10 protein-coding genes are annotated in these 12,756 nt (G+C 57.9%); 1 reads left to right on the plus strand and 9 read right to left on the minus strand.

The genetic code is table 11. The features are described from left to right. Positions 1–105: 105 nt before the first annotated feature. The 9 genes from ABEV74_RS03185 to ABEV74_RS03225 all read right to left on the minus strand — a co-directional run bounded on the left by ABEV74_RS03185 (position 106) and on the right by ABEV74_RS03225 (position 10,548). Entirely contained in the window at positions 106–1,116 is a 1,011-nt protein-coding gene (locus ABEV74_RS03185; RefSeq protein WP_430143393.1) for a substrate-binding domain-containing protein, read from the minus strand. Continuing rightward, entirely contained in the window at positions 1,113–3,035 is a 1,923-nt protein-coding gene (locus ABEV74_RS03190) for a cache domain-containing sensor histidine kinase (protein ID WP_430143395.1), read from the minus strand. Before ABEV74_RS03190 ends, ABEV74_RS03185 begins: the two co-directional genes overlap by 4 nt. 8 nt (positions 3,036–3,043) lie before the next feature. Then, positions 3,044–4,651, minus strand: a complete 1,608-nt coding sequence (locus ABEV74_RS03195) for a response regulator (protein WP_430143397.1) — start codon at positions 4,649–4,651, stop codon at positions 3,044–3,046. 952 nt (positions 4,652–5,603) lie between these two features. Then, entirely contained in the window at positions 5,604–6,146 is a 543-nt protein-coding gene (locus ABEV74_RS03200) for a hypothetical protein (RefSeq protein WP_213529750.1), read from the minus strand. Positions 6,147–6,320: 174 nt separating this feature from the next. Continuing rightward, on the minus strand, positions 6,321–6,800 hold the full coding sequence (locus ABEV74_RS03205; RefSeq protein ID WP_062492035.1) for a MarR family winged helix-turn-helix transcriptional regulator: 480 nt from the start codon (positions 6,798–6,800) through the stop codon (positions 6,321–6,323). 315 nt (positions 6,801–7,115) lie between these two features. After that, entirely contained in the window at positions 7,116–8,075 is a 960-nt protein-coding gene (locus tag ABEV74_RS03210; RefSeq protein WP_430143400.1) for a D-alanyl-D-alanine carboxypeptidase family protein, read from the minus strand. 126 nt (positions 8,076–8,201) lie between these two features. Continuing rightward, the gene (locus ABEV74_RS03215) at positions 8,202–8,657 is read right to left on the minus strand and encodes a VOC family protein (protein ID WP_430143402.1); all 456 of its coding nucleotides are present in this window, start codon (positions 8,655–8,657) and stop codon (positions 8,202–8,204) included. Positions 8,658–8,696: 39 nt separating this feature from the next. Then, positions 8,697–9,860 (minus strand): sensor histidine kinase, encoded by a 1,164-nt coding sequence (locus ABEV74_RS03220; protein ID WP_430143404.1) that lies wholly within the window; start codon positions 9,858–9,860, stop codon positions 8,697–8,699. Continuing rightward, complete coding sequence (locus tag ABEV74_RS03225) at positions 9,853–10,548, minus strand: response regulator transcription factor (RefSeq protein WP_213529757.1); 696 nt, start codon at positions 10,546–10,548, stop codon at positions 9,853–9,855. Before ABEV74_RS03225 ends, ABEV74_RS03220 begins: the two co-directional genes overlap by 8 nt. Positions 10,549–10,999: 451 nt before the next feature. Between ABEV74_RS03225 and ilvD the strand changes: the two genes are divergently transcribed. Continuing rightward, on the plus strand, positions 11,000–12,685 hold the full coding sequence (ilvD, locus tag ABEV74_RS03230) for a dihydroxy-acid dehydratase (RefSeq protein ID WP_062492026.1): 1,686 nt from the start codon (positions 11,000–11,002) through the stop codon (positions 12,683–12,685). The last annotated feature ends 71 nt before the right edge of the window (positions 12,686–12,756 follow it).

The following is a 12,756-nucleotide window of genomic DNA, read 5'->3' on the forward strand; positions in this document are numbered from 1 at the left end:
AAATTTGCTTTCTGTTCCCTAATTGTAAGCGGATACAGCCGATTGAAAAATAGAATAACTTCCACAAAAAGTCGAATATCTTATTTTCATGCAAAAGAAAAAAAGCTACTCTCCCACAAAGGGGAAAAGCAGCTTCTGATTTTCGTCCTCGTACATATTCGCCTTCGTAATGACGACAGCGCCGGTGTCGATCACGCGCGGCACCTTCTCGCCCCGAATCGCCTGAACCGCGGTTTTGACGCCCAGATACCCCATATTGAAAGGCCGCTGCACGACCGTCGCCTGCATGACCCCTTCCTCGAGCAGCTTCACCTCTTCGATCGAGCTGTCGAAGCCGACAAGCTTGACGCGGCCGGCGGCACCGGCGTCGCGAAGCGCTTTGCCGGGACCGACCGAAGACGCCTCGTTCAGCCCGACGATGCCTTTCAGATCGGGATGCTCCTTCAGCAGTTCCAGCGTCATCTCGTAGGCTTTGCGCTCGATGCCGTCGCTGTAGAAGGTGCCGACGATTTCAACGCCCGGCGTCGCTTCCAGCACGTTGCGCACGCCTCTCTCCCGGTCCAGCTGCGTCGCCGTCCATTGGACGTAGCTTATAATGGCGACTTTGCCGCCGCGGCCGGCCAGTTCCTCCGCCATCAAACCGCCGATCTTCTCCCCTGCCGCCACATTGTCCGTCGCGATAAAGCTTTTCGGCACATCGCTGTTGATCCCCGAGTCGGCCATAATGAGCGGTATGCCGGCGTCGCCGGCCTGCCGGGCGGCCGGCACAAGCCGGTTGAAGTCGGTGGCCGCCAGGACGATCGCGTCCGGCTTCCGGGCGACTGCCGCCTCCATCATCGCAATCTGTTCGTCGATATCGGTTTCCTTCTCAGGCCCGATCACCTCGATGTCGGCATCGAATTCTTTGGCCGCCGTCTCCGCTCCGTCCGCGAATACTTGCCAAAACTCCATCGACTTCGATTCTTTAATAATGACCGTAATGCGCGGCTTGCCGTTCCCGCCGCTTAAATCCGCAAAGCGGACCGCCGCATAGCAGAAGGCCGCTCCCGCGGCCGCCAGCGCCAGCAGCGCCAGCAGCGCCAGCAGCCTGCCCAATCGTCCGAATCTGGCTGTCACCGCGACTCCTCCTTTCCGCCGGACGCCCCGTCGGAATCCGCCGCTTCCGCCTCGGATTGCTGCCCGCTGTCCGCCGCACGTTTGCCCGAACCCGGCCGGTCGCCGTCTTCCCGGCGCTCCGTCTCGGATTGCTGCCCGCTGTTCGCCGCATGTTCGCCCGCATCCGGCTCGATCGCCGGAATGGTCACCGTTACCGTCGTGCCGACCTCCGGCTCGCTCTCGTAGGACAGACCGAAGTCTCTGCCGAAATGCAGCTGAATCCGCGCGTGCACGTTCGCGACGCCGATGCCTCTCCCTTCGGCCTTCCGGCCGTCCGGCCGCAATATCCGGCCAAGCGTCTCCTCGTCCATGCCGACGCCGTCGTCCGCGACCCGAAACACGATCCGGTCGCCGATTCGTTCGCCGGTGATATGGATGAGACCGCTGCCGTATTTGTTTTTCAACCCGTGGTAAATCGCGTTTTCCACGAGCGGCTGCAGCAGCACCTTGATCGTCCGGCAGTCGAGAATGGCGGGATCGACCTCGATGCGGTAATCGATCTTGTGTTTGTAGCGCATCTTCTGGATCGTCAAATAGTTCGTGATATGTTCGATTTCCGTCCGGATCGGCACCAGCTCCTGGTCCTTGCTGATCGAGCTGCGGAACAAGCGGGCCAGCGCGGACGTCATGAGCACGACTTCCTCCGACTTCTTCGCTTCGGCCATCCAGATGATCGAATCGAGCGTATTGTACAGAAAATGCGGATTGATCTGCGCCTGCAGCGCGTTAAGCTCGCTTTGCCGCTTGAATTCCTGCTCTCGCACCACCTGGCTCATCAATTCCTTGATCTGGGCCACCATCATATTAAAGGTGCGGGCAAGCAGGCCGATTTCGCGCTGGCTGTCCGGCGGCACGTAAATGTCCAGATTGCCGCGTTCGACCTCCCGCATCCGCTCCTGCAGCCGCTTGATCGGCCGCGACAGCTTGCGGGACAGCAGCACCGACAGCGCGATCGCGACGAGCAGGCAAAAACTGCCCCACAAGACCAGCGACAAATCCATCTGCCGCTTGTTGCCGACCAGCTCGCTGACGTACGAAACGCCGACGATTTTCCAGCCGAATCCCGTATCCTGTATCGTGTAGATCCGGCTCTGCTTCCCTTCGTCCGTCATGAAGCTGCCGCTGCCCTGGCGCAGCACGTCGTCAATCCGTTCGCTCTTCAAGCCGCTGTACACGAGCTGCTGCTGCGGATGGTACACGAGATTGCCGTCGTGGCTGACGATGAAGACATAGCCCCGCTGCCCCAAATCGATTTGCGTCAGCATATCGTTCATGACGTTGAAATTGAGGTCGACAAGCAAAATGCCGACGCCCGTGCCGTCCTCACGCTGGAGCTCGCGGCTGAGCGATACGACCCAGCGGTATTCGTCCTTGAATATTGGCTGGACATGCGACGACGAGATGACGACGTCGCCATCGGCGGCTTTGGCCAGCTTGTACCATGACTGCCCGGCGATGCTGACGTACGGATTGAGCACCGCGTCCCGCCGGTCGGAGACGAACGAACCGTCATAGCCGAAAATGTTAATCGAGGCGATATCCTTCCGGGAGATCAGAATGGAATGAAAAAACTCCGAAATCTGCTCCTCGGTCTCCTTCCGCTTCTCCTTCGGCATCGAATCGGCGCCCGCAATGTACGAGCGGACGTCGCGGTTGTTCAGCGCCAGCGACGATATCGTGTGCATATTGTCGACATAGGTCCGGATGTTCGCGTTAACCTGGCGGACCAGCTCAGCCGTATAGTCTTCCGCGGTCATTCTGACCGCCGACGTGGACAAGCGGTAGGCGATAAAGCTGAGCAGCAGCACCGTCAGCAGAATGAGGCTCGCGAACGCCGCCGCCATGTTGGTCTGAATGCTTTTGAACGGTAACCATTTCATGCGCGCCATCACTCCGAAGCCGCTTTCTGCCGATATTCCTTCGGCGTCTCCCCGGTCGCCTTCTTAAAAATCATGCTGAAATAATGCGGGTCCTTATAGCCTACCCTGGCCGCGATTTCGTAAGTCTTCAAATCGGAAAATTTAAGCAGCTCCTTCGCTTTGGCGATTCGTTCGGCCGTTACATATTCAATGAACGTCTTGCCGGTATGCCGCTTGAATTCGGCGCTGAAATAGCTCGTGCTCATATGCAGATGCTGGCAAATCGCCTTGAGCGACAGCTCCGGATCGCCGTAACGTTCCCGAATATACGTTTCCGCGTTCAACATTTGCAGCCGGCAAAAATCGGTCCGGGCCGCGGCTACCGCGGCGATTGCGCGGCGGCAAGCCGCCTTCAGCCATTCTTCGATCTCGTCGAGCGTCTTGCGGGCGTAGACGTCGGCAAACGGATTCGTCCCGCGGCCGAACAGCTCCGTCTCGTCTCCGCCGAGCTCGGCAACGGTCTGAATCAGCGCGATGATCATTTTCTGAATCTGGATGTAACAGCGTTCGACGGTCGGAAACGCCGTTCGCAAATGGGCGAACGTCTCCGTTATCGCCTCGTCCGCTTCTTCGCCGTTGCCGGTGCGGATGCCGGATACGAGCTTTCGTTCCCATTTCGCCGTATCGAAAAACCGGGCACTCTCCCGGCCTTCCATATCCGTAATGCTGATGACGCGGTTATCGCCGAGCAGCAGCCGGTATTCCAGCGCCGTCACGGCGTCCAGATACGAACGGCGCAGCTCATGCAGCGCGCCGACCGAACGGCCGATGCCGACCGTCACCGTAATATTCAGATACGTCTCCGCCGCATCGCGAACCCGTTCGGCCAGCTGCTGCGCGCGCTCCTCCAATTCGTCGGACGGGAAGCCGGACAAGACGGCGAGCACCCGTTCCTCGCGGCTGCGGAATACCGCCGACCGGGCTTGCTTTCCCGCCAATTCCTGCACGATGTTGAACACGGCGAAGCGCAGCAGCTCCCGGTCTTCGGCGCCGTCGCGCTCCCGGAAGCGGTCGGGGTCGACCGCGAGCACGATATAGTCCGGGCCGTCAAGCCCAATCCCGAAATAGGCGAGCCTCTCTTCCGCTTCCCCGCTGCGCATGCCCGTGATGACGAGCCGCTCGAGAAAGCGCTCCCGAAGCAGCGGAAAGCTTTCGTTCAGCTGCCGGCGCAGCCGGTCCATATCCTCCAGCCGGGAACGCTCCTCATCCAGCTCCGTCCGCAGCCGATCCAGCAGCGCACGAAGCTCGGCCGCCGTAATCGGCTTCATAATATAATCGTCCGCTCCGAGCTTGACCGCCTGCCGGGCGTATTCGAAATCGTCATATCCGGTCAGAAAGACGATCCGGCAGCGGGGATGCTCCTCCGCCAGCCGGCGGGCCATCTCCAGACCGTCCATGAACGGCATTGAAATATCGGTAAGTACGACGTCGGGACGATGCCTGATCGCCGCCTCAAGCGCTTCCATTCCGTTTTCGCAATGGCCGACGCAGTTGAAACCGTGGCTGTTCCAGTCAATCAGCTCAAGAATCATCTCCCGGACGACCGCTTCGTCGTCCACGATCAGGATGTCATACATGGAAACCGCCCCTCTCTGTTGGCTGATGCATCGCGCAAAAATGGACCATTGGCGAATGTAAACCTTTTCACATTCAAATTGTACACAAAGAAAGGACCGGCGGACAACTGGCAAATTGCAGTTCAGCCTGTTATCGCAAGATGCTTTAAAGGATGACATTAATGCCTGTCCGGACATTGACCGATATAGAGACCGCAAAGTTTCTTTAGGGAAGGGAAAAATTATCTCGGAAAAGGAAAAAAACGCCCCCGTGTGGATGAGGAACTGCTGCAACCGTACTTCCCGGCAAACACGGCGATCTTTTCGCCCGGGGCACATTTGGCTTGGTGCGCCGAATGAACAAAACCTGCAAAAATGCAGTTTTTTCGGGCGGAAAATGGCCAAAACGCAAAAATTGCTGCAATTGTGCAGTATTTTTTCCATTTGAGGCTAAATCAGCAAAAATCGTATAAAAATTCCTGTATCTTTGCAGGATTTGGCTCAAACGTCGTCAGTTCGGGCCAAAAATCCTGCACTTTTGCAGTTTTCGGTAAAGCGTCTTAGCCGGAAGGCATACTGTGGCGATGGCCGGGGAACTTCGTCGTCCCCGTCTAAGCGCGAGAAAATCAGGCCCGCCGCCATCCGCGGCGGACCCTTAGGTTGCGGATCGCCCGGCCGCCCCCCGGCAGGGACGGCTCAGGTTAATACCGCGTTTCGATATGAAGCCGGTCTTTCACTTGGAGATGAATGACGGGGTATGTTTATTCATAGGTAGTGATTATATGTTTATGCTCCCAGTCGGAATCGGTTCGCCTTATCCCGTTTCTTTGTCAACGTAGAGATCATATTCCGCAATGGGAGCTTGCTTCTCCAATAATCCCCTTTCAATTTCGTGAACGTCTGTTCCTTTCTTTTCTAGAACCGCACAACATCTACGTCTTCTCATCTGAATATGTTGCCCGACTTCTCATCGCTATGCGCGTCGTTCTTCTTTTTTGGGCCAGATCGTATAGCTGAAGCTGATGATGAAATCGATGGCCAGCACAACCGTCCAGATCCGCGCCTGGGCGAGAAGCGTGCCGGTCTGCTCCGGATTTCCGACAAGCAGTATCATGCCCATCATCAGCGCCGTGCCGATCGCCCAGGCGAGAAGATGGCGGTACCAGCCCGCACGCTCCGCGCGCGCCCGTTCGCTTCCGTATCTGCTTGCTTTCCGCGGCTTCTCTCCTCCCGCAAAGCGGTAGGCGAACCGCTCGTCCGCCCAGCGGATCATCCGGTGTCCGAACGCGACCGTCACCCCGATATAAACGGCCGCCAGCCCGTGAAACACGCCCGCTTCCGCTCCGTTCTTCATATCGATGACGGTAAACGCAAGCAGAAACAGATCGACTAGCGGCGTGAGCAGCAGCAAAATTCCGCCCAGCCTGGGCCGCCGCATCATATATCTGGCGAATAAGCCCGCCAGCACCAATACCCAGAATCCGATTTCACAAGCGACAATCAACCAGCCGATCATGCGTCCACCTCTTATTTAGCACAATGTATTAAATAAAATCACGGTTCATTGTACCGCAATCTTTTCCGGAAAGCAACGGATTTTTCGTCTTTAACGAACAATAAAAAACCTCCGTACCGTTTGCGGCAACCGGTTCCGGAGGTTTTCGGCTGGACAGCCGGTATAAATTATTCGTTACGTTTCGTCGGACGGATCGTCCTCTTCGCTTTCAAGATTGCGTACCATTCGCTCGAAAAAACCGATCAACTCCGTCATTTCCTCGATCGACATGTCTCGAAAGAGGCGGTTCATCAGTTGAATCCGTTTTTTGTATATAAAGGAGACAAGCTCCCGTCCCGCATCCGTTATATCCAACAGGACGACGCGGCGGTCGGCTTCTCCGCGCTCGCGTTTGACCAAGCCCAGCTCGATCAGGCGATCGGCAACGCCGGTTACCGCTCCGTTTGTAATGTTGAGCGTTTCCGCGATCGCCGTTACTTTCTGCGGTCCGCCTTCGGCCAGCAGAAGCAGCAGACGCCCCTGGGAAAATCCGAGCCCGAGCTCGTTATGCTTGTTCCATTCCGCCTGAATGAGCCGTCTCACCCTTCGAAACGCTTCATCCAGCCTGACTCTGATCGCATCCGCCTCTTCGGCGTTCGGTCGTCTGTCGTTCATGCCCTCACTCCATCAGTCATCCATCGCGCCCCCGGTTACGATAATGCGTTTCTGTCGCTAAAAGTATACCGTTGAACGGGCGGACGGTCAATCTGAAAGGGTTGCGGCTGTTATGGCCTGGCCCAGGCAAGCACTGGAGAGGCTTTTCAAGCGTCTGCTTGTTGTTGGCGTTTTTCAAAGCGTCTCCATAAGGCTTTCGCACTATTCGATATTCAATCGACCGCTTCATAAATAAGAAAACCCCAATCCCATAAGGATCGGGGTGAGCCTGGAAAAACATTTCGTTCGTATTCCAATCCGGTACCTGCCTCGCCTTCAGGCCGTCCACATGGAAGTCAACGCCGACGCCGCAAATTGAATGCGCGATTCCAGACGGAACAGAGCGAGATGAAGCGGCTTCGTATCGAAGCCGTACCGGAACAGCTTCTCGGCCTCGACGAAGCGCGCCTGCTCCGTATCCGTTCCCATAACGACGGCAATGAGCCGTCTGCCGTTCTGCTTGACCGTACCGGTGAAGCAGTACCCCGCCCGTTCGGTATACCCGGTCTTCAATCCGTCGTTGCCCGGATATGCGTAGGGCATGCCGGGCAGCATCTGGTTGGTCGAGGCCAGCTTCACCGGCAAGCTCGTCAGCGTAATGGCATTGCGCCGCGAAATATCCAGAATTTCCGGGTAGGCGAGCAGCAAATAACGGGCCAGCCTGGCCGTATCCCGGGCGGTCAGCAGCGTCTCCTCGTCGGCGGCCGCTTCCGCAAATCCGGCCAGATCGGACGGGCTCAAGCCGGTCGCATTGCCGAAGCGGGCCTCGGCGGACAGGCCGATCTCCTTCGCCCGCTCGTTCATCAGGCGGACAAATTCCCGCTCCGACCCGGCGATATGCTCGGCAAGAGCGACCGCCGCATCGTTGGCGGAATGGACGGCCATCGCTTCGAACAGCTCGCGGACCGTCAGCGTCTCGCCGGCTCCGAACCCGATTTGCGCGCCGGTTACCGCCGCGGCGTACGGGCTTGCCGTCACCTTGTCGCCCCATTGAAGCTCGCCCTTGCGCACGTGATCGAAGACGATGATCTCCGTCATCATCTTGGACATGCTGGCCGGCGGAAGAAGCTCGTCCGCCCGGCGTTCGAACAGCACGTTTCCCGTTGCCGCATCGATCAGCAAAGCCGATTTGGCCGTTATTTCCGGCACATTGCCCCGTCTGCCTTCGAGGGATGCCGTCATCACGAACAATCCGGCCGCCATGGCCGCCGCCAATACTAACAACCACTTTTTCATCCTGATATCCTCCCGCAGCCATCCGTACTTTTTCGACTACGTTTATCGTACAAGGGACGGTTTAAGGAGAATTGAAGCAAATCATAAAATTTCCTTAAGATTTTTCAAACATCGCCGGGCGCCCGGTCAGCGGTCATTCTCCAGCAGCTCGATAATCACCTTCAGCTCGCGGCTCGAGTCCAGATAGGCATACCGTCCGCCGGTATATTCGCCCTTCTGCAGCAGCGGCATGCCGCGGCCTTCCATCAGCGAAATTTTTTCCTTCATCCCGTCGACGACGAACGCGATATGGTGAGGCCCTTCGCCGTACTTGTCCAGATGCTCGCGCCAGGTGCTCGGATTGCGGTCCGGTTCGATCAGCTCCAGCTGCAGCGAGCCCATATCGAAGAACGCAAGCTTCGCCCGGGCTTCAGACCGTTCGCCGCGATACTCCGTCCGGGCGATGTCGGGCGCATCGGTGACGATGATCTGCGGCTTCTCCACTCCGAAAAACTCGGCGTAAGCCTGGCCCGTCTTTTCGATGTCGTGCACCAGAATACCGATTTGCGTAATCGTCTTCGTACCCAGCAGAGACGTTTTCATCGTGCCGTCTTCCCCTCTCCCGCGGCCTAGGCCGCAAATTCATTTTTTGCCGGCTTGCTGCGATGCGGGAACCGCCTGCTCCGTCTGCCGCTCCTCGCGCGGAGCCAGCGGCAGACGAACCTGGAACGCCGTTCTCGTGCTGTCGCTCGCGACGCCGATTGCGCCGCCATGCTTCTCGACGATCTCTTTGGCGATGGCGAGCCCGAGCCCCGAGCCGCCGCCCGAATCGGCGCGCGAAGTACGCGATTTGTCCCCGCGGTAGAAGCGGTCGAAAATGTTCGGCAGATCGACCGCCGGTATCGGCTCGCCGTAATTGACAATTTCGACAACCGCATACGGTTCTTCCTTCTTCAGGAAAACATCCACGCGTTTCCCGTCGCGGCCGTACGCAATCGCGTTGGCCAGCAAATTTTCGAACACGCGCACGAGCTTGACCGCGTCCCCTTTGACCGTCACGACTTTATCCACCGCATGCAAATGACCGGTCATGCCGGCCTCCTGCAGCGGCACGTGATACTGCACGAGCAGCTCTCCGAGCATCTCGGTCAAATTAAGCGGATCGCGGCGAATCGGCACCGCATCGTTGCGCATCCGGGTATACTCGAACAGATCGTTGATGAGCACATTGAGCCGTTTCGACTTCTCATACGCGATCTGGACGTAATGGCGCAGCTCGATCTCGTCGCGATAGCGGTCCTGCTCAATCAGTCCGAGATAGCCGAGCACCGATGTCAGCGGCGTCCTCAAATCGTGGGACACGTTCGTAATCAGCTCGTTTTTCGTCTGCTCGGCCCGCCGTTCGTCGTCGAGCGACTTTTTCAACTGGGTGACCAGCCAGTTCGTGTTCGCCGCCAATTGCCCGAGCTCATTGTTTTGCTTGACCGGAATCTGATAGTCGAAATGGCCTTCGGCGATATGGCTGACGGCGCGGCCGATCTGGCTGAAATAGCGGAAATGGCGCCATTGCAGCAGCAGCAAATACATCACGAACAGCATAATCCAGAGAACGATGAACAGCAGCTGATCGCTGAACATGAACATGATGCTTCTTGCGATTTCCCGCAGCGGGCGAAGCAGCGTAAACGTCATTGTCGCCCAATCTCCGAAGACGAAGAGAAAAAACTCGGTAACGATGGCAAGTACGGCGCTGAGCACCAAATGCAGCAGCAGCCGCGCCATCATGCGGACCGTCACTTTATCCATCGATTTTGTAGCCGACCCCCCAGACGGTCACGATAAGCTTGTCGCCCAGCTCCTGCTCCAGCTTGTCCCGCAGCTTGCTGATGTGGACCATCACCGTATTGTTCGATTCAAAATATTTTTCTTTCCATACTTGCTGAAAGATATCCTCGGCGCTGAACACGCGGCCCGGATGGCTCGCCAAAAGATGCAGAATGCCGAATTCGGTCGACGTCAGATGAAGCGGTCTCCCGTGAGCCTCAGCCGTATGGGTCGCCTTGTCGATGCGCAGCGCCCCGATCCGGATCGACGAATCTTCCGAGGCCGACGCTGCCGGCTGGCTGTACTGATACGTGCGCCGCAGCAGTGAACGGATGCGGGCAATCAGCTCCAGCGGATTAAACGGCTTGACCATATAATCGTCGGCTCCGGTCATCAGCCCCATTATTTTGTCCATGTCTTCCGCTTTGGCGCTCAGCATCAAAATCGGGACCATTTGCGTGCGGCGCAGCCTTCTGCATACTTCCAGCCCGTCCAGCTTCGGCATCATAATGTCGAGCACGACAAGATGAAACGTCTCCCGCTCGAACAGCTCAAGCGCCTGTTCCCCGTCATGGGCCAGACGCGTTTCAAACCCTTCGTTGCGCAAATAGATTTCGATCAGTTCCGCAATTTCCCGTTCGTCGTCCACAATTAAAACGCGATGATTCATGCCATCACTCCTTAACCTCATGCAGGCGGAACTAACATTCCCGCCATGCCGCCTGTTCACTCGCTTTAACGATGCCTTGTTGAAAAAAGTTTTATCTGTTCCATCTTACCGCATAGCTGAAAAAACCGCACCCCGTACGGGATGCGGTCCGTGGACGGACTGCGGTTTCGGCGCTGATTGCGATATATGCTGACGCTGTAGCGAGTGAACGACGCGGTTCAGGCTCTGCCCTGTCTCAGCGCTTCGCCGCGCCCGTTCGGCAGGCGATCCGGCTGTATCGGGATGACGACGTCATCGACTTTCAGAACGGTTCTGGCCTTAAGCGGCCAGCCTCCCGCTACTGCCCGCCCCGCCGTCTTCGGCGGCGCCCCCGGGCCTTAGCCGTAGTAGTCAACCGCCGATGGATGTGATAGACTTGTTCTTATGGACATTCATTTCAGGAGGAACGAACATGGCGTCTAAAAAAATGCGTTCGGATATGATCAAAAAAGGTTTCGACCGCGCGCCTCACCGCAGTCTGCTGCGCGCAGCCGGCGTCAAGGAAGAAGATTTCAATAAGCCGTTCATCGCGGTTTGCAACTCGTATATCGATATTATTCCCGGTCATGTTCATTTGCAGGAATTCGGCAAACTGGTCAAGGAAGCGATTCGCGAAGCGGGCGGCGTCCCGTTCGAATTCAATACGATCGGCGTCGACGACGGCATCGCGATGGGCCATATCGGCATGCGCTACTCGCTGGCCAGCCGCGAAATTATCGCCGATTCGGTCGAAACGGTCGTCAATGCGCACTGGTTCGACGGGATGGTCTGCATCCCAAACTGCGATAAAATTACGCCGGGCATGATGATGGGCGCGCTGCGCGTCAATATCCCGACCATCTTCGTCAGCGGCGGCCCGATGAAGGCGGGCAAAACGTCCGACGGCCGCTCGATCTCGCTGTCGAGCGTATTCGAGGGCGTCGGCGCGTATCAGGCGGGCAAAATCGACGAAAAAGGGCTGCAGGAGCTGGAGCAATACGGCTGTCCGACATGCGGTTCCTGTTCGGGCATGTTCACAGCCAACTCGATGAACTGCCTCGCCGAAGGACTCGGACTCGCGCTCCCCGGCAACGGCACCATTCTCGCCGTCGATCCGGAGCGCCGCGAGTTCGTCAAACGTTCGGCCCGCCAGCTGATGAAGCTGATCGAGATGGACATCAAGCCGCGCGACATCGTGACGAAAGAAGCGATCGACAATGCGTTCGCGCTCGACATGGCGATGGGCGGCTCGACCAATACGGTGCTCCATACGCTCGCGCTGGCGCATGAAGCGGGCATCGATTACCCGATCGAGCGCATCAACGAAGTGGCGTCGCGCGTTCCGCATCTGGCCAAGATCGCTCCGGCGTCGGAGTATCATATCGAGGACGTGCATCGCGCCGGAGGCGTCAGCGCCATTCTGAACGAGCTGTTCAAGAAGGAGGGCGCGCTTCACGGCGAATGCATTACGGTGACCGGCAAAACGCTGCGCGAGAACGTAGCCGGCCACGAGATCACGAATCACGACGTCATCCGTCCGATCGACAACCCGCACAGCGAGCGCGGCGGACTCGCCGTTCTGTTCGGCAATCTGGCGCCGAACGGCGCGATCATCAAGGTCGGCGCGGTCGATCCTTCGGTCGGCGGCTATATGAAAGGCGAAGCGATCTGCTTCGATTCGCAGGACGAGGCGCTGGCCGGCATCGCGAGCGGCAAAATCAAGGAAGGCCACGTCGTCATTATCCGTTACGAAGGCCCCAAAGGCGGCCCCGGCATGCCGGAGATGCTCGCGCCGACATCGCAGATCGTCGGCATGGGTCTTGGCGCCAAGGTCGGACTCGTCACCGACGGCCGGTTCTCCGGCGCATCGCGCGGCATCAGCATCGGGCACGTTTCGCCGGAAGCGGCCGAGGGCGGTCCGATCGCTTTCGTCAAGGACGGCGATCTGATCGAGCTTGATCTGAACAACCGGACGATGAACGTGCTGATCGACGATGCGGAGATGGAAGCGCGCCGCGCCGCATGGAAAGGGTTCGAGCCGAAGGTGAAGAAAGGCTACCTGGCCCGTTATTCGCATCTCGTCACCTCGGCCAGCACCGGCGGTGTCATGAAAATTTAATCAAGACGAATACGACAATAAAAGAACGTCCGGATCATGTCCGGACGTTCTTTTATTGTACGCCTTCCGCA

It is taken from the genome of Paenibacillus cisolokensis, from assembly GCF_050481165.1.
Lineage (GTDB): Bacteria > Bacillota > Bacilli > Paenibacillales > Paenibacillaceae > Paenibacillus_AH > Paenibacillus_AH cisolokensis.

What these genes read in the sequence shown, in the direction of transcription:
- ABEV74_RS03190 (WP_430143395.1), bottom strand. Translation starts at nt 3,035, where the DNA reads ATGAAATGGTTACCGTTCAAAAGCATTCAGACCAACATGGCGGCGGCG.
- ABEV74_RS03195 (WP_430143397.1), bottom strand. Translation starts at nt 4,651, where the DNA reads ATGTATGACATCCTGATCGTGGACGACGAAGCGGTCGTCCGGGAGATG.
- ABEV74_RS03200 (WP_213529750.1), bottom strand. Translation starts at nt 6,146, where the DNA reads ATGATCGGCTGGTTGATTGTCGCTTGTGAAATCGGATTCTGGGTATTG.
- ABEV74_RS03205 (WP_062492035.1), bottom strand. Translation starts at nt 6,800, where the DNA reads ATGAACGACAGACGACCGAACGCCGAAGAGGCGGATGCGATCAGAGTC.
- ABEV74_RS03210 (WP_430143400.1), bottom strand. Translation starts at nt 8,075, where the DNA reads ATGAAAAAGTGGTTGTTAGTATTGGCGGCGGCCATGGCGGCCGGATTG.
- ABEV74_RS03215 (WP_430143402.1), bottom strand. Translation starts at nt 8,657, where the DNA reads ATGAAAACGTCTCTGCTGGGTACGAAGACGATTACGCAAATCGGTATT.
- ABEV74_RS03220 (WP_430143404.1), bottom strand. Translation starts at nt 9,860, where the DNA reads ATGGATAAAGTGACGGTCCGCATGATGGCGCGGCTGCTGCTGCATTTG.
- ABEV74_RS03225 (WP_213529757.1), bottom strand. Translation starts at nt 10,548, where the DNA reads ATGAATCATCGCGTTTTAATTGTGGACGACGAACGGGAAATTGCGGAA.
- ilvD (WP_062492026.1), top strand. Translation starts at nt 11,000, where the DNA reads ATGGCGTCTAAAAAAATGCGTTCGGATATGATCAAAAAAGGTTTCGAC.